The organism is Enterobacter sp. Acro-832, from assembly GCF_011752745.1.
GTDB classification, from domain to species: domain Bacteria; phylum Pseudomonadota; class Gammaproteobacteria; order Enterobacterales; family Enterobacteriaceae; genus Enterobacter; species Enterobacter quasiroggenkampii.
In genome coordinates this window covers 663399-681822 of sequence record NZ_VWWX01000003.1, presented here as the reverse complement: position 1 = coordinate 681822, position 18424 = coordinate 663399, and the positions used below count along the sequence as shown (strand labels likewise).

Below are 18424 nucleotides of genomic sequence, written 5' to 3'. Positions count from 1 at the left end.
AAACCCCGATGTTAGTAATGTCTTCATAAGCCACATGAGGACATACCCATGAAGAAGCGTTTTTCCGACGAACAGATCATCAGTATTCTTCGCGAAGCGGAAGCCGGGGTTTCTGCCCGTGAGCTCTGCCGTAAGCACGCCATTTCCGATGCCACTTTCTACACCTGGCGCAAGAAGTTTGGTGGCATGGAAGTTCCTGAGGTGAAGCGGCTTAAATCTCTTGAAGAGGAGAACGCCCGCCTCAAGAAGCTGCTTGCCGAAGCCATGCTGGATAAGGAGGCGCTTCAGGTGGCTCTGGGGCGAAAGTACTGACGACAGACCACAAGCGGGAAGCCGTTAAGTTTATGTGTGATGTGACCGGTCTGTCGCAACGTCGTGCCTGCAGGCTTACTGCTTTGTCTCTGTCGACCTGCCGCTACGAGGCTCAGCGTCCGGCGGCTGATGCGCATTTATCAGGGCGCATCACTGAGCTGGCACTGGAGCGCAGGCGTTTTGGCTACCGCCGCATCTGGCAGCTGCTGCGTCGGGAGGGCCTTCACGTCAATCACAAGCGGGTATACCGTATTTACCACCTTAATGGACTGAGCGTAAAACGCAGACGACGCCGTAAAGGGCTGGCAACCGAACGGTTTCCGCTTCTGCGCCCGGATGCGCCGAACCTGACATGGTCGATGGATTTCGTTATGGACGCACTGGCCAACGGTCGGAGAATCAAGTGCCTGACCTGTGTGGATGATTTCACGAAGGAGTGTCTGACGATCACCGCTGCTTTCGGTATTTCAGGCGTTCAGGTCACGCGTATTCTGGACAGCATCGCGCTGTTTAGGGGCTATCCGGCGACAATAAGAACCGATCAGGGCCCGGAATTTACCTGCCGCGCGCTCGATCAATGGGCCTTTGAGCATGGTGTGGAACTACGGCTTATCCAGCCAGGTAAGCCAACGCAGAACGGATTTATTGAGAGTTTTAACGGACGCTTTCGCGATGAGTATCTGAATGAACACTGGTTCAGCGATATTCTTCATGCCCGGAAAACGATTAATGACTGGCGGCAGGATTATAACGAGTGCCGTCCCCATTCATCGCTGGATTACCAGACACCAGCTGAATTCGCAACGGACTGGCGAAACAGGAAATATGAAGAAAAACCAACCGACATTACTAACTGAAGGTTGTATCTAATCCTGGGGGCAGGTCAGATGATGCCTCATAGCGTGTCAGAAACCTGGCGACGAAATGGCGGCAGAGCATTAAAAATGCGTAAAATGGACGATAAGGTTTCTGAATCAGGCAGACAGATAGCGATTAATGGTGTGCCGGTGCTGCCGCAGGTGGTGCAATGGCGGGATTAATGTGTGGGCCAGGCGCACCTGTTTCCGTGCTCATCGGTGGCTTCGTCGGCGGCGCGCTTGCCGCATGGGAAATGGGACGTTTGTGGAATTGATTATGCAACAGGTTAATTCAATAACATTGGTTAAGGTTAGTGAAGCTACCGATGTATCCCAGGCTCAATCTGACGTTGTGCTCAATGGTAAAAGCACCGGCATTATTGTACCGGGGCAAGTGCTTGAAGCAGCGGTCCAGGTTAATGAGCAACGTTACATCCTGTTTCTGACGGATGACATTATTTTTGAAGAATCCCTGACAATTGTCCTTATTGACGTTCATGACGGGCTTAAAGAAATTGTTCGTTTGGGCAATGAGTACTCGACAGGAACTTTTGCGGATCTCCAGGTCACTGACGATAGCGTGGACTTCAGGTTTATTGGGGATTATATCTGGACACTGACAGTGTCCGATTCACCTCGCTTGCGGCTTCCTTTTGTTTCCGATCCCAAAGGGGTTAAACGGGAGTCTGGTCTGAAAAAGTACATAACGATATCTGCCGCACCGGCGTCGGAAAACGTAAGCTGAAGTCATTATTTAACAGAATGAAAAGGCTTTCTGCTGAGCTGGATAAATGCTCCTGAAAAGTATGCAGGCTCTGCGTCTGATGAAGTCCTGAAAGCCCGCATGGCGCAAGCCCTGCGGGCTTTTTTGTGCCCTCAACATGTCCCGCGAAGTCCGTAAATTTCGCGGCGACACAGCAACTTCACGCCATTAAACATTGTTTTTCTCATGCTCAATAAGCCATTCTTTGCGTGAAATCCCCCCTCCGTAACCTGTCATCGCCCCATCTTTTCCAATTATCCTGTGACAGGGGATGACAATCGCAATCCGGTTGGCACCGTTAGCGGCAGCGACGGCGCGCACAGCATTTGGCTTATTAAGCCGTAGTGAAATGGCCTGATAGTGTGAGGTCTGTCCATAGGGAACAGCACGCAACGCATGCCAGACGGATTGTTGAAAATCACTGCCCGGAGCATCTAAAGCGAGATAAAACTGTCGGCGCGTTCCGGCAGAATACTCGCCGATCTCTTTTACTGTCTGTCGGGTATGGTTGTTTTCGCCGGTAACGATTCTGGCGTTAAATAGACGCTGAATATCGCGGAATTCAGTTTCTAACATCCGGCGATCGGTAAACTCCAGCAGACAGACTCCCTGCTCTGTCGCGCAGACAAACATCGGTCCAAGCGTCGTGGTAAACCGGTGAATGACTATCACCTGAGTTGCCTGAGTCGGCGCAGCGCCAGTAAGCCGCTTGTAGGTATAACCAAAGCCGCTAAGCGATTCATAGCCATTGTCCAGCGCAACGTCAGTCGCCGCTCGTCCACTTTTTAGCTCCTGCAGGGCAACGTTCACCCGCTGCATTCGCTGGAAAGCCTGAAAAGTGATGCCGTGATGTTGCAGGAACCAGCGCCTTACCCGCTCCGGGCTGATGCCATGCTGACGAAGCTCCGCGTCTGCTACACGGGATTTGATATCGCGCCTGACAAGCGCAAGCGCCTGCTCAACGAATAATGGCGCGCTGTGCGCATTTTCCGCAGGTCTGCAGACTTTACAGGGACGAAAGCCGTCCGCCAGGGCAGATTTGGCATCTTTATAAAATTCAACATTTTCGCGCTTGGGCTTTCGCGCCCGGCATACCGAAATGCAGAATACACCAGTGGTTTTGACGCCAACAAAAAACACGCCTGTGTAGTCTGAAGCACGTTCAAGTAATGCCTGATACCAGATATCACACAGATTTTTATCGGTTATTTTCATCGCCAAAAAGTCCTTCAAACTTCTGACGAGATCGGATCGCATGCATGACATCAGTCAGCGTTGACTGCATCGCTGAATGAACAAAATTGCCCATTGAAATGCGGCTTACCCCTGCCCGTTTCAGCCTGTCGAATGACGGAAGATCGGGCATACACATGACATTCAAAGGTAACCCCGTTGCCTCTGCAATGAGGCTGATGTCTTTCTCTGACGTCAGGCAGGGAACAAAAAAGCCGTCAGCACCTGCAGCTTTATAGCGTTGACCCCGTAATATCGTCTCCTGCAACGCGTCTTCATGTCCGAGCAGGTACGTGTCAGTCCGGATGTTCAGAAACAGGCTGTAATTTTCGCTTCTCAGCGTATCGCATACTGTTCTCAGGTTACGGGAAAAATCAGAGGCATCGTCAAGCTGACGAACCCCGTTTATGACTCGGCTGTCTTCGAGGTTAACGCCTGCGACGCCTGTCTGAGCAAGGCGCCGCAGATTGTCTGCTATCTCTTCGGCTGAATCACCATACCCTGCTTCCATGTCAACGCTCAATGGCAGTTTGCTGGCAGCCCGGATCCGGGTGACCATATAAAATAACTCATCAAACGGCACTCCCTGCCCGTCGTCATATCCCAGTGTGGACGCTATAGCTGCACTGGACGTTCCCAGAACCTGGTAGCCTGCTTTTTGCGCTGCGACAGCACTGGCGGCATCCCAGACGTTGGCGATAAGAAGAGGCTCATGCTGATAGTGGCGTTCTGCAAAGTTCATATTCATATCCTCTCGATAGATTGAAAATGAATCTAAGCACTCAGGAAGAACCTCACAACCGAAATTCAGACGACCATTTTTTAGCAAACGTCGTCTGAACATGGGGGCGGAACAGACCAAAACCTTTCAGGCCCGGGCTCCGGCTTTCAGCATGGCTAAGCAGACGAGGCTCTCCCACATGTTCCCCGGTGAAAGCATGGAGCAGGTGACCCAGTGTTCCGGCGAACACAATACGTTGAGCCATGATTTCGTCATAGTAGAGAGGGTCTACCACAACGACAAAATCAAGATCGGAGTATTGATCGAACCCACCATGAACAAGCGAGCCGCCAGCGAGAAGGGAGTGAATCTGCGATCATTCCACCACAATCACTACGTCCAGCCCTGACAGAGCTCACTCATCTGCTCGCTTGAGAAGCTACCCTCTCCCTTTGACCAACATCAACGACACCGCCCCTCCCCCTATGGAGAATAAAAAAACACCCCCACCCAGCGCTACGGAATAGCCGCTTAACCCGAAAGGAACTCCACCATGTACAGACCCATAACCGTCATCATATTCATTCTCCTGACGCTCGCCGCCCTCGCGGAAATAGGCGTTTTACCCTTTGGATAATCCTCAGGCGAAATACCTCTCATCAGGGCATGTTGATCTCATTACAGTTTTTTCCTAAAGCCATCCCGTTTCGCCTGTGCCATGCTGAATCACGCTCATAACCGATAACGTTAAATGAGGATATTATGAAAAAAACAATTATCGCATTATCTGCCGTTCTGCTGGCTTCCCCAGTATTTGCTGCGACCACACATGCAACTGACGATACCGTCGCGGCGGCGAACGCAAACGCCAACGAGGCGAAGCAAAAACTGCACGAAGAGCAGAACAAAGGTGAAGAGCTGAAGCTGAAACAGAAGCATGCTGCGGAAGGCAAGAGCGAGAGCCTGGGCAGCAAGGTCAGCGAAGATTCCCAGAAAGCCTGGCATAAAACCAAAGAAGGCACCGAGAAAGGGTGGGATGCCACCAAAGAAGGCGCTGAGAAAGGCTGGAACAAAACCAAAGAAGGTGCCAGCGAGCTGGAAAAGAAAGTCACTGAGTAAGTCGTTATACTCACGAAAAGGTCGCGCTTGCGGCCTTTTTTATTTCTTCGAATATAATTAGCACCTCAGGCGTTTACGCAGTGCGCACTTATCGGAGAAACCACTATGTACCGCCTTTTGGCCTTTCTGACCGTTCTGCTGTTGTGCCCTTCCCTGCATGCTGCCCCGAAAAGCTACCTTATCGATACCGATAACACCGCCATTCGGCTCTCGTGGCATGCCTTCGGCGGCATCCTCTCCTGGGCAACGTTCAGCGGCGTAACGGGTGCCGTGACGCTCAATCCGGATAACGACGTTGACGACCACATCCACGTCACCATTCCTGTGGCAACCCTGGTGGCCTCAAACAAGCTGCTCACCTGGCAATTAAAAAGCGACATGTTTTTTGATGCGGAGCACTACCCGACCATCGAGTTCATCAGCTCTCGCGTGGTCGCCCAGGGCGCCGGACGGTTCAGGGTGTTCGGCACGCTGACCGTACGAAACATTGCCCGACCAGTGCTCCTGGAGGCCGTGGTGAAAGACCCGCATGCGCAGTCCCCCACGCTGGACGCCACCACGGCGATCTCGCGCGCGTCCTATGGGATGGATAAGTTTGCCCTGGTCGTGGACGATCGTATTGCCATCGCCATTGCGATTCAGACGAACAAGGTGCCGTCACCCTGAGATCAGGCGCTGTAGCTGCTCCGCGTGTTCCCGCAGATAGGACGGCGGGTTGCGGCCAATCAGGACAAACTGGTAGCCCGCCTCCAGCCACCACGCCAGGTTCATGCTGTGCCGCTGCTCCTGTTGGAGCGAGGCCGTCGCCTTCTCATCAACAGGCGAAATACAGAGGGCCATCGGGCCGTAGTCGGGGTTGATCCAGGCAATCTGCGCGATAGACGTCGTTTCATAGCGCAGCATGCGCACCATTTTAAGCTCTGCCCCCTGCAGGGTAAGCTGCGACAGGTTTAGCGTCATGCCGATGTCCTGCGCGGCCCGTTCCAGCCCGCGCTGCAGAACCGGCGTTGCGCTGTCCATATCCAGCAGCGTCTCGACGCTGTACAGGGACATATATTGCGCTTCGAGGTCGCGGATATGGGCATTCTCATCCTCTGGGGCAGCAGCAGGCCGCAGCAGGTAGCCCAGCCCGGAGCCGACCAGCAAGAAACTGACCGAGGCGGCGATCAGCGCCCGTCGGCTGACGCCAGTCGGCGTGGCGGACTGCGGGTCGGGAAGTGCCGCAAGACGCGCCTGCATCGTCTCAAGAGGCGCGTCATCCAGCAGAGAAGCAAACGCCCCGGCGTAATCCTGGCTGCTTTTCATCAGTTCATCGGTTCGCCCGGCGAGGCGTTCGTCACGCTTTAACTGTTCTTCAAACTGCTGCGCGTCGGCGCGACACATCTCGCCATCTATCCAGGCCACGATGGCGTCGTCGTTATAGGGCGGTGTAAAACGGTGCGCGTTCAAGAGCGGTTCTCCTTTACCGGAGGTAGTGCGTCAGCGGATCTGGCAAGCCGAGCCCGTGCCGTCGCCAGTCGGCTCATCACGGTACCGATCGGCACCGCCAGGGTCTCCGCCGCCTCCAGGTAGGTAAAGCCTTCGACATAAACCAAAAATATCGCGTTGCGCTGGGCTTCGGGCAGCGCGTTAACGCGCTGCATTACCTGAAGGTAATGCAGGCGCGTCTCATTCTGTTCGTGGGTGTCCGGTGCCAGCAGCTCGTCGCTGGGAACAAATCCCTGCCCCTGTCGAACGTGTCGTGCCCGAAGCTCAGAGATCCAGATGGAGTGCAGGATCGCGAACAGCCACCTGTCGATGCGCGTGCCAGGCGTATACTGGCTGCTTCTTTCAAGCGCACGCACGCAGGTGGACTGAACCAGCTCTTCGGCGATATCCCTGTTTCGCGACAGCACCAGCCCATAGCGCCAGAGACGCGGCAGGAGTGCGGCGAGCTGTTGACGAACCTCACGGGTTGCGATGGGTTTTCCCTCCACGAGAAAATCAGGATTCCGGGTGTCCATTGATGGCGGCCTGCAGGTCACGGTACTCCTCGCAGGACTGGCCACAGATACCGGCAATCACCTTCAGCTGTTCTTTCGCGAGGTCCGGACGTCCTTTCACCATCCATGCTTCACCGAGATACTCCCGGGCTTTGGCATAATCCGGCGCGATAGCCAGCGCGCGCTGGTAGTAACCAATCCCTTCGTCCGTGCGGCCCAGTTTGCGCGTGGCGAACCCGCGATAGTTCCACGCTTCAGCCGTGTTGCCATTTTTCAGCGAATCAAGCAGATTCAGCGCCGCCTGGTACTCCCCTTTCTTCGCGAGATGGTACGCGTAGTTGGTTTTGTCCTGGTCGCTGAGGCTGCTGCTCTTGTCCGGCACGCATTTCTGCGTGGCGCTGTCATACACCTGACCGGCAGGACAGTCGGGCGTTTTGCTCTCGGTACTATTATTGCCCATGGCCAGCGCCAGTGGAGACAGCAGGGAAAAAATCAGCACCGGGATCAAACGAAACGAGGTCGTGTTCATACAAAACTCCAGGGTAAGTGGGGAGTGACGTCAGTAAACGTCCGGCTGACGATTTTTATTCATTCTTCGGTGAATTTTTTTTACTGTCCTGAAGTCCTGCCCGCGCCTCAGTCCCAAAGAAAATAAATCAGCTTATTTTCTCTTTGCTTGCCCGTTATTATTGCTTACGCGTGATAGCAGAGTTTTAACCCTGTACAAGAATATATTTCATTACCTCGACGACATAATATATCTTACATCAAAAACGTTACCCTAACTTAAACACACGTTAAGCCCGCTTAAACAATAACGCTTAACATGTTATTTAAAATGATCCCTACCAATTATCATGCCGGGTCGTAAACCTTAAATAACAGCGCCATCACAATAAATAAAAAACATGTAAAAACAAAAAGATAGAAAAAGATAATTATAAAATACATCAATAGATTAATGCCCCCTTCATTGTTTGCGCCTTTATTTACGAAAGCTTAATTTGCACAACACGCATTTTCTGTCTATATCATTTTTATATTCCAGAAACCAATTCCTCTATTAATTACAGGGTTTTATAAAATACAAAACACCCATTAAAACGTTTTTTCTTAAGTCATTAGATTCGCTCTGATGTTGCCACTCTGACGCATGGCGGGCATCGTGCGCGCTGAATTCTACGGTGAGAGCTGCTTTATAACAGCAACTACGCCGGGGGCGCCCTTTACCTTCAGCAGAGATGGCTCGTCTTGCTCGCCGTTCATGACACTTCTGCTGGAGTAATAACAAAATGAGCCAAATCTCTGTTATTTCAAAACTTACTGGCGTAGAAACGACCCTGGAAGGTACACAGGTTACGCTGAACCATTCCTCTGTCGTTGAGCTTCACGTCGAGCGAGCGAGCGTCTCCCACTTCGCGCGAAGCGGTAACGACCTGCTGGTGACACTCCACTCCGGCGAAGTGATCACCCTTAAAAATTTCTACGTCGCGGACGCGCAGGGCGTGAGCCAGCTGGTTCTGCAGGACAGCAACGGCGCGTTATGGTGGATTGAAGATCCGGCTGGTGCCGCCACGTACGAATCTATCGCGTCCACGGACGTGCTGCTTGCGGCATCAGGAAGTGATGCCGGTGGCGCCGCCATCTGGCCATGGGCTCTGGGCGGTATTGCGGCTGCGGGCGGCATCGCGGCCGCGGCAAGTACTGGCGGAGGAGGTGGTGGTGATAACGGCAGCAGTAATAATTCTGCCGATCCGGATACGACTGCACCAAACGCACCTTCCGGCCTCAAGTTCTCCTCAGACGGTAAAACCGTCACCGGTTCCGCGGAACCCGGCAGCACCATCACGCTGAAAGACGCGAACGGCAACGTCATTGGTACAGGAAAAACGGGCAGCGACGGCAACTTTAGCGTCTCCCTCGGAACACCGTTGACCAACGGCGAGCAGGTAACTGCCACCGCAACGGATAGCGCCGGGAATACCAGCCAGGGTTCAAGCGTCACCGCACCGGATCTCACCGCACCCGATGCACCAACGATTGGCAGCGTAATCGACGATATCGCCCCTCAGACGGGGACGGTGACCAACGGCGGCAGCACCAACGATCAGCGGCCGCAACTCTCCGGCACCGCCGAAGCGGGCTCAACCGTGACGATTTATGACGGCGGAATAGCCATTGGCACCGCGGTCGTCGCCAGCAATGGCACATGGACATTCACCCCGTCCGTCGACCTGAATGAAAGCACTCACCAGATTACCGTACGGGCAACCGACGCCGCCGGCAACACCGGACCAGCCTCACCGGTATTCACCCTCACCGTCGATCTCACCCCTCCGACAGCGCCCACCGCGATTGTGCTGCTCGACGATACGGGCATTATCCGAGGAACAATCACGTCGGGCGTGCCTACCGATGCCTCGCAGCCGATTCTGGCGGGAACGGGCGAGCCCGGTGGAACCATCACTATTTACGATAACGGCGTGGCGATTGGCACAACGACGGTGCTACCTAACGGTACCTGGAGCGTTACCCCAGGGGGCCCGCTTCCGGACGGTACGCATTCGATCACCGTCACTGAAACCGATGCCGCCGGAAACCAGAGTACGGCCTCTGAACCTATCACCTTTACCGTGGATACCACGCCGCCGTCTGCCCCAGGAAACCTCGTGGTGTCAAATGATGGCGGTACCATCAGCGGTATCGGAGAAGCAGGCAGCACGGTGACCATCCGTGAAGGCGATTTCACCCTTGGCACAGTGGTTGTTGATAGCCAGGGGAACTTCAGCCTGACGCTTAGCCCGCCGAGGATCAACGGCGAAATCCTGACCGCTGACGCCACCGACACGGCGGGCAACACCAGTCCAACCACCTCCGCGGCGGCACCGGACATTACCCCGCCGCAGACCCCGGTCATCCTGTCGGTGATTGATGACGTGCAGGCCACCACCGGCCCCGTGGCCCAGAATGGGCTGACCAACGACCGGGCGCCGACCCTGAACGGCACGGGCGAGGCAGGCTCGACCATCACGATTTATAACGGCAGCGATGCCCTCGGTACGGTGGTTGTTCCCTCCTCCGGCCAGTGGAGCTTTACGCCGTCTACACCGCTGACCGACGGCACCTGGGTGCTGACCGCGAAGGCGACGGATCCCGCCGGTAACCCGAGCGGGATATCAAACGCGTGGACAATTAACGTTGACGGGACGGCGCCAACCGCCCCGGTGATTTTACAGGTTGCAAACGACATCCCTGGGCAGACCGGCGCGATCGACTTGAACGGGACCACCAACGACGCCACCCCGACGCTCAGCGGTACCGCTGAAGCAAACGCGACGATCAGCCTGCGCGTGGACGGTGTTGAAATTGGTACAACCGTTGCCAATGGCCTCGGCGTATGGAGCTTTACCCCTTCCTCCTCAATCGGTGAAGGCCCCCACGCCCTGACCGCCGTCGCAACCGATGCGGCAGGCAACCCCAGCCCCATCTCCAACACATGGACCCTGACGGTTGACAGCGTCGCGCCTGCGGCGCCGGTCATTACCCAGGTGCTCGATGATGTGCCGGAGCGCCTCGGCGCGCTCAATCCCAACGACAGCACCAACGACACCACGCCAACGCTTAACGGTACGGCTGAACCGGGTTCAACCGTCACTATTCGCCTGGATGGCGGCGATCTCACTACGATTCTGATCGACGGCAGCGGCACCTGGACCTATACCCTTACCACGCCGCTTGGCGAAGGTCCTCATACCTTTAGCGTCGTCGCCACCGACGCGGCGGGTAACACCAGCCAGCCGTCAGACGACTTCACCCTGAACGTCGATATCACTGCGCCAGCGGCGGCCACCATCGCCACCGTGATCGACGATGTCGGCGGCGTACAGGGTTCGCTCAACAGCGGCGATACCACGGATGACACTCGCCCCCTGCTGCAGGGCACTGCCCCTGCAGACACGGTGATCACCGTCTATGACGGCACGACTCTGCTTGGCACCGCCATCCTCAACGGCAGCGGCGGCTGGAGCTTCACGCCCGTGACCCCGCTCACCGACGGTCCGCATTCCCTGACGGTGCACGCCACGGACGCCGCGGGCAATACCACCATCTCAACGCCATTTGAACTGACGGTGGATACCGTTGCGCCTGCCACGCCGGATATCCCAGCCATTACCGTCAATCCTGACGGCACAGCAACGCCGCTGAACCCGGGCGAAATCACCCGCGACACCACGCCGACCCTGAGCGGTACCGGCAATCCGGGTGATACCGTGACGATCTACAACAACGGCGTCAAAATCGGCGACGCTGTCGTGGACAATACCGGCAACTGGAGCTGGACGCCGCCATCCCCTCTGGCTGGCGGCACCTATGACATCACCCTGACCGTCACCAACGCGGACGGCACGGGCAACGAAAGCGCTCCGTCGCAGCCGGTCACCATCACCATTGACACCGACCCGCCGGCTACGCCTGCAGCGCCGGTCATTACTGACAGCGTCACCCAGATCACCGGCCCCGTTCCCAATGGCGGCACCACCAACGATCCGCGCCCGGTGCTGAGCGGCACCGGTACGCCGAACGACGTTATCAACATCACTGACACGGTCAACGGCGGCACGCCAACTATCGTTGGTACCGTCACGGTAGACAGCAACGGCAACTGGAGCTGGCGCCCTGACAGTAATATTGCGGAGGGCAGCCACGTCTATACCGCCACCGCCACCGATGAAGCGGGCAACGTCTCTGACGCTTCCCCGGCGATCGCGATCACAGTGGATACCGTGGCGCCGGCTACGCCAGCGATCAGCGCCGTGGGCGGTGAACCGAACGGGGGCTACATCACGGATACCACGCCGACAGTCGGCGGAACCGGCGTTAACGGTGAGACGGTGATCGTCTACAACAACGGCGTCGAGCTGGGCCGTGTCGCGGTGGTGAACGGAGAATGGAGCCTGACGCTTCCAGCGCAAACGGACGGCCCGCTGAACATTACCGTGGCGGGCGTGGACACAGCGGGCAACGTCAGCGCGCCGAGTTCGGTCTTTACCGTCACGCTCGATACCGTTGCGCCAGGGATCCCGCAGATCAGTGCCGTCTCAGACAGCCAGCTCACCAACGCTGTTCTCTACACTCGCGATGGTGTACCCACGCTCACCGGAACTGGCGAACCGGGATCCACGGTTATCGTCTCCGTAAACGGCACCCCCTCCGCAGTACCGGTAACGGTCCAGCCGAACGGCACCTGGACCTGGACCGCCGACAGCACGCTGACGGATGGAACATATACCTTCACCGTATCGGCCCGAGACCCGGCCGGTAACACCTCAGGCAGTTCTGCGGCGCTTAACGTTACGGTTGATACCGTCGACCCAGGTATTCCCCTCAACCTGAACCTGGCGCCAGAAGGCACGCCGCTGACCGGCACCGCAGAAGCGGGAAGCACCGTCACCGTGAAAAACGGTACCACCGTCATCGGTACTGGCGTTGCCGCCAGCGACGGCAGCTTCTCCATCGCGATCAGCCCGACCCCGCAGGATGGTGCGGCGCTGATCGTGAGCGCCACCGATGCCGCAGGACGTACCGGCCCAGAAGCCACCTACAATGTCATCGGTACGTTGCCGAATCTTCCTGACGTTCCGGTTATTACGGCGATCGTCGACGATACCGACCCGGTCACTGGCGATGTGAAAGGCAAAACCACCAACGACACCACCCCGACCCTCACCGGTACGGCTCAGGCGGGGAGCCAGATCGCTATCTACCTGGACGGTAGCGCGACGCCATTGACGACGGTCACCGCCGACGGCAGCGGCAACTGGAGCTATACGCCAGCCGCGCTTGGCGAAGGGCTGCACACCTTTGAGGTGACCGCCACCCTCAACGGTCAGACCAGCGGTCGCTCTCCGGCGGCCAGCGTCACCGTTGACCTTACCGCGCCGGGCACGCCGACCATCGGCGCCGTGATTGACGATGTTGGTCCGGGCACCGGCCCGCTGACCAGCGGCCAGACCACCAATGACAACCAGCCGACCCTCACCGGCACCGGTGCGGTGGGTGATACTATCTCCATCTACAACAACGGCGTGTTACTGGGGACCGCAGAGGTCGGCATCACCGGCACCTGGAGCTATACCACGCCTGTCCTGGCAGAGGGCAATCACGTCCTGACCATCCGCGAGACCGATCCGGCGGGGAACCAGAGCGGTCCTTCGGCGGGCTTCACCGTCGTGGTGGATTCCGTTTCCGCCACGCCGGTCATCACCAACGTCACGGATAATGTGGGCAATGCCACCACGGTGGTCAGCGGTGGTCTCACCAATGACGCCACGCCAACCCTTTCGGGGACAGCGGACGCAAACAGCGTGGTGACCCTTTTCGACGGCGGCACGCAGATTGCCGTAGTGACAGCTGACAGTACCGGCGCATGGACGTTTACCCCTGATACCGCCCTCGGCGAAGGCTCGCACAGCTTCACCGTCCAGGCGACCGACCCGCAGGGCAACCTCAGCACGGTCTCCGCGCCCTGGAGCGTGGTGATTGACCTGACGGCACCGACGGTTCCAACGCTGGATACGGTAAATGACAACGTCCCAGGCGGCGTCCAGGGCAACCTCACCAGCGGGCAGGTGACCAACGACAACACCCCTACAATTAGCGGCACCGGACAGGCAGGCAGCACTGTTCACATCATGAACAACGGGACGCAGATTGGTACTGCAACCGTTGACGGAAGCGGGAACTGGTCCTTTACCCCGACCACGCCGCTGGGCGACGGCAGCTACGCCCTTCGCGTCTATGCAACGGATGCGGCAGGCAATGCCTCGGCTAACTCATCGGTCTTCGCCTTTACCGTGGATACCGCAGCTCCTGGCGTACCGGTAGTCACCAGCGTGGTTGACGATGTCGGTCCGGTCACCGGGACGCTCACGTCGGGCAACAGCACTAACGACGCGCGTCCGACCTTCAACGGCACGGGCGACGTCGGTGCCACAGTGCACGTGATTGTCGACGGGAACGAAATAGGTACGGCAGTGGTGAATGCCCAGGGCAACTGGACCTTCACCCCGGGCACCGATCTGGGCGACGGGTCCCATACGATCACCTTCAACGCTACCGATGCGGCAGGCAACACCGGCACCACAACGGCGCCGTTTAACCTGACGGTGGATACGGGCGTGCCGTCGGCACCGGTCATTTCGACCGCGGGTGACAACGTGGGCAGTATTCAAACCCCGCTCTCCTCCGGGCAGAGCACCGACGACACCACGCCGACCCTGAACGGCACCGCCAGCGCCAACGCCACGGTCACCGTGTATGAGAACGGGCAGCCGGTCGGCACCGTGCTGGCGGACGGCAGCGGCAACTGGAGCTTTACGCCGTCAACGCCGCTGTCCAGCGGCAGCCACACCTGGACCGCCACGGTCACCGATGCAGCGGGCAACGTCAGCCCGGCGTCGCCAAACTTTACCCTGATTGTCGATACCACAGCACCGAATGCGCCGGTTATCAGCCAGGCAATCGACGACGTGGGCAGCCTGACCGGACCGCTCACGTCCGGGCAGACGACCGACGACACCGTACCGCGGCTTGTTGGAACCAGCGAACCGTTTGCCACCGTGAAGATCTATGAGGGAACCACCCTGGTCGGAACGGGCACCGCGGACAGCAGCGGGAGCTGGAGTATCTTGCTCACCACCACGCTGGCGAGTGGTCCGCACAGCTTCACCGCGCAGGCCACGGATGCGGCAGGCAACACCAGCGTGTCGTCGGCCAGCTTCAGCCTCACCGTCGATACCACGCCGCCTGCGCTGCCGGTGCTGACCAGTATTCTGGATGATGTGGGCAACGCGGCGACGCCGGTTGCCAACGGCGGGTTCACCAACGACGCGCAGCCGACGCTCAGCGGCACGGCGGAAGCGGGATCCACGGTGAAAATCTTTGATAACGGGGTCCAGATCGGCAGCGTGACGGCGACCGGCGGCGCGTGGAGCTTTACGCCATCTCCGGCGCTGAGCAACGGCTCGCACACGTTGACCTTTACCGCCACCGATGCGGTGGGCAACGCCAGCGCGCCCACCGCCGGGTACGTGATTAACGTCGATACCCTCCCGCCAGCCGCGCCGGTCATCAGTTCAGTCATTGATGATGTCGGCAGCGTCACCGGCCCCGTGACCGGTACGAACCCGACTAACGACACCCGTCCAACGCTGAGCGGAACCGCCGAAGCGAATGCCACGGTTCGGATCTACGACGGCATCACGCTGGTGGGTACGGTCACCGCCGATGGCAACGGCAACTGGACCCTGCCGCAAACCACCACGCTGACGCAGGGCACGCATAGCTTCACCGCCACGGCTACCGATGCGGCGGGCAACACCAGCGTGGCATCAGGCGTGACGACGATTATCGTCGATACGACCGCCCCAACGGTGCCGACCGGGACCCTCAATGCCGACGGTAGCGTCCTGACCGGGAGCGCAGAGGCGGGCAGTACCGTCACAATCCGCCTTGCGGACGGTTCAACGGTGACCGCCATTGCCGGCAGCAACGGCACCTACAGCTACACCTTCATTAACAAACAGATCGAAGGCCAGACGCTGCAGATCACCGCTACCGACGCCGCGGGCAACACTTCCCTGCCGGGCTCTGCCCTTGCGCCGGTGGTGCCGCTCTCCGCCAGCAATAACGTTGAAGAGCTGAACCTCAGCACCACGGCAACCGTGACCAACAGCCAGTACAGCGACTACGGCTTCCTGCTGGTCGGCGCCGTGGGCAACGTCCTGACGCTGCTGGGCAATGACACCGCGCAGGTGAACTTCACGGTGGGCAACGGCGGCAGCGCGGATATTGTGGTCAATGCCAACGCCACAGGGGCGGTGCTCTCTCTGCTCAATACCCTTGAGCTGGTGGTGCAGCACTACGTCAACGGTGTCTGGACTACCGTAGTGGATACCGGCCAGCCGCAGTTTGCCGATCTCCTGACCCTCGGCGCTACCGGCGTCTCGCTGAACCTGACCGGGCTGGCCGACGGCAACTACCGCGTACTCAGCTATAACACCAACTTGCTGGCGACCGGCTCCTACACCAGCCTCGACGTGGCGGTGAAAGAGACCGGTCCGGGTACGGTCACGGGCGATACCAGTCTCAACGGCAACGTGATCCTCGATACGGACCCGACCGCCGGCAGCGACAATGCCCCGGCCGGAACCACTATTTCCACGGTCACTAACGCGCAGGGCGTGACCACCAGCGTGAACACCGACGGCACGGTGATCCAGGGCAAATACGGTACGCTGACCATCAACCGCGACGGCAGCTACACCTACAACCTGACCGACACCAGTGCCGCGGTCATTGGCCGGACGGAGAGCTTCACCTACACCATCACCCATAACGGCGTCAGCGCGTCGGCGAACCTGGTGCTGTCTCTGGGTGCCGGTACGGTACTCAACGGCATTGTGGCGGTGGACGACACGGCCTCGCTGACCTTTGACACCACCGTAAGTGAGATTAATAACGGCGCCTCGTCTCAGGGTGGCTTTACCGTGGTGGGCATTAATCTCGGCAGCACGCTGGGGCTTAACCTGCTGGACGACATGACCAACCCGATCATCTACAACGTGGAGGAAGGCACGACCCGTACCATGACCATCCAGGCCTCCGTAGGCGGCGTGGCACTGGCGTCGGTGTTCGATCTGTACGTCTATAAGTTCAACAACGCGACCCAGACCTTCGAGCAGGTCCGCGTCGAGTCGGGCTGGCTGCGCGCGCCGCTGCTGGGAGGAACGTCACCACAGCTGACGCTGAACCTGCCTGCCGGTGAGTACCTGTTCCTGCTGAATACCGCATCCGGGATCGCCGTACTGACGGCCTACACGCTGAGCGTCCTGCAGGATCATGTCTACAGCGTGGCGAGTATCAGCGAAACGACCACGGGCGACGTGCTGGCGAATGATCCAGTTCCGGCGGGCACGCTGGTCACCGAAGTGAACGGCGTGGCGGTCAACAGCAGCGGCACCACCACCATTCAGGGGGAATACGGCACGCTGACCATTAATGCGTCCGGTCAGTACACCTATACCCTGAGGAGCGGCGTGGGCGCGGACCATATCAGCACGCCGGATACGTTCGTCTACACCGTTACCGCGCCTGACGGCTCGAAGGATACGGCATCGCTCAACATCACCCCAACCGCGCAGGCAATGAATGCGGTCAACGATGTCAGCGCCACGATGGACCTTACCTCGGTGCACCACACGTCGGTCTACTCGGATACCACCGTGGGCGTCGCCAGCTGGACGACGGCCCTGTTCTCATCAACCCAGGGCAGCGGCAGCGGAACCTTCGTAGTCGACCCAAATACCGCGCTGCACAACGTGTCGCTGCACTTTAGCGTTGCCTCGCTGCTGGCGCTGGGCGGGCTGACGGTGAACTGGACGATTAGCGATGCCAACGGCGTGATCCGCAGCGGCTCCTTCAGCGGCGGCTCGCTGCTGGGCGGCAGTATCGACGTCCCGCTAACCGGGCTGGATCTGAACGCCGGGACCTATACGCTGAACTTTACCGGTAGCGTCCCGGGGCTCAGCGTCGGGACCATCACCATCACGCCAAGCGTGAACGGCACCACCTACTCGCTGAGTGATTTCGACGTCACCGGCAGCCACACCGTCAACGGCAATATATTTGACGGCACCGACTCTGGCGGCGTGCTGGATCAACTCCACTCGGTGGATACCCGTCTGAGCGTGACCGGTTACAACGGCGTGACCACCACGCTGGATCCGTATACCGGCAGCGCAACGGTGAACATCACTGGCCATTACGGCATCCTGGCGATCGGCGCTGACGGCCATTACACCTATACCCTCAACAGCGGGGTATCGCTCTCAACCATGACCTCGAAGGAGACCTTCAACTACACCCTGACCGACTCTGCCGGAAGAACGGATACCGCCACGCTGACCATCAATATGGCGCCGCAGTTCATCAGCTCGGAGCATAACGACGCCATCACCGGTACGGCCTACGGCGATACGCTGATTTACCAGGTACTGAACAGTACGGTGGGAAATGCCACGGCGGGTAACACCAGCAACGCCGGAGGCGATCACTGGACCGGGTTCTCGCTGGCGCAGGGGGACAAGATCGACATCGGCGATCTGCTGGTGGGCTGGGACGGTAATACCGCCTCGTTGGGGAATTATATCCATGTCACACAAAGCGGTAGCAACACTGTGATCTCCATCGACCGTGATGGTGCAGGGTCCACCTACACTAATACTGCACTCGTTACGCTTGATAACGTTCAGACCACGTACGACGAGCTCGTTAACCAGCAACACATCATTACCTGATAGCACCTGCAAGAGATGACCCGGGCGCACAGCGCCCGGGCATTAATAATAAAGCTGTACTTTTTTATTAGGGACATGAC

General features: G+C 58.3%; 10 protein-coding genes and 1 pseudogene. 5 read left to right on the top strand and 6 right to left on the bottom strand.

All coding sequences use genetic code 11. The features are described from left to right. The first annotated feature begins 48 nt into the window (after nucleotides 1-48). Nucleotides 49-1169 (top strand): IS3 family transposase gene (locus F3J31_RS14675; RefSeq protein WP_167213835.1). Its coding sequence is split into 2 segments (ribosomal slippage): nucleotides 49-307 and nucleotides 307-1169, totalling 1122 coding nucleotides; the frame shifts between segments, so codons are not numbered across the junction. 277 nt (nucleotides 1170-1446) lie between these two features. Then, a complete protein-coding gene (locus F3J31_RS14670; RefSeq protein WP_167213832.1) occupies nucleotides 1447-1914 on the top strand; it encodes a hypothetical protein in 468 nt (155 codons plus the stop codon). A gap of 186 nt (nucleotides 1915-2100) precedes the next feature. On the opposite strand, the gene F3J31_RS14665 is transcribed toward F3J31_RS14670, so the two are convergent. From F3J31_RS14665 to F3J31_RS14655, 3 genes and pseudogenes are all read right to left on the bottom strand, one after another. After that, nucleotides 2101-3147, bottom strand: coding sequence for a methylated-DNA--[protein]-cysteine S-methyltransferase (locus F3J31_RS14665; RefSeq protein WP_167213829.1), 1047 nt, complete (start codon nucleotides 3145-3147; stop codon nucleotides 2101-2103). Next, entirely contained in the window at nucleotides 3131-3907 is a 777-nt protein-coding gene (locus F3J31_RS14660) for an isocitrate lyase/phosphoenolpyruvate mutase family protein (protein ID WP_167213826.1), read from the bottom strand. Before F3J31_RS14660 ends, F3J31_RS14665 begins: the two co-directional genes overlap by 17 nt. Nucleotides 3908-4064: 157 nt before the next feature. Continuing rightward, a pseudogene (locus F3J31_RS14655) lies at nucleotides 4065-4262 on the bottom strand (nucleotidyltransferase domain-containing protein); the annotation flags it as partial. A 386-nt stretch (nucleotides 4263-4648) separates the two neighbouring features. On the opposite strand from F3J31_RS14655, the gene F3J31_RS14650 reads away from it, so the two are divergent. Both F3J31_RS14650 and F3J31_RS14645 read left to right on the top strand, forming a co-directional pair. Beyond that, nucleotides 4649-5005 (top strand): hypothetical protein, encoded by a 357-nt coding sequence (locus tag F3J31_RS14650; RefSeq protein WP_023333137.1) that lies wholly within the window; start codon nucleotides 4649-4651, stop codon nucleotides 5003-5005. A gap of 105 nt (nucleotides 5006-5110) precedes the next feature. Continuing rightward, the gene (locus F3J31_RS14645) at nucleotides 5111-5671 is read left to right on the top strand and encodes a YceI family protein (RefSeq protein WP_167213824.1); all 561 of its coding nucleotides are present in this window, start codon (nucleotides 5111-5113) and stop codon (nucleotides 5669-5671) included. Here the strand turns inward: F3J31_RS14645 and F3J31_RS14640 are convergent. From F3J31_RS14640 to F3J31_RS14630, 3 genes are read right to left on the bottom strand one after another with little or no spacing between them, the layout of a single operon-like run. Next, entirely contained in the window at nucleotides 5663-6454 is a 792-nt protein-coding gene (locus F3J31_RS14640) for a hypothetical protein (protein WP_167213821.1), read from the bottom strand. The two genes, F3J31_RS14645 and F3J31_RS14640, sit on opposite strands and share 9 nt — an antisense overlap. Then, nucleotides 6451-7008 carry a sigma-70 family RNA polymerase sigma factor gene (locus F3J31_RS14635; protein ID WP_048226663.1) on the bottom strand — a complete coding sequence of 186 codons (558 nt, stop codon included), beginning with the start codon at nucleotides 7006-7008 and terminating at the stop codon, nucleotides 6451-6453. The genes F3J31_RS14640 and F3J31_RS14635 overlap by 4 nt, the downstream gene beginning before the upstream one ends. Beyond that, nucleotides 6989-7516 (bottom strand): tetratricopeptide repeat protein, encoded by a 528-nt coding sequence (locus F3J31_RS14630; protein ID WP_024908319.1) that lies wholly within the window; start codon nucleotides 7514-7516, stop codon nucleotides 6989-6991. Before F3J31_RS14630 ends, F3J31_RS14635 begins: the two co-directional genes overlap by 20 nt. A 763-nt stretch (nucleotides 7517-8279) precedes the next feature. Between F3J31_RS14630 and F3J31_RS14625 the strand changes: the two genes are divergently transcribed. After that, the gene (locus F3J31_RS14625) at nucleotides 8280-18344 is read left to right on the top strand and encodes a BapA/Bap/LapF family large adhesin (RefSeq protein ID WP_167213818.1); all 10065 of its coding nucleotides are present in this window, start codon (nucleotides 8280-8282) and stop codon (nucleotides 18342-18344) included. Nucleotides 18345-18424 lie beyond the last annotated feature (80 nt).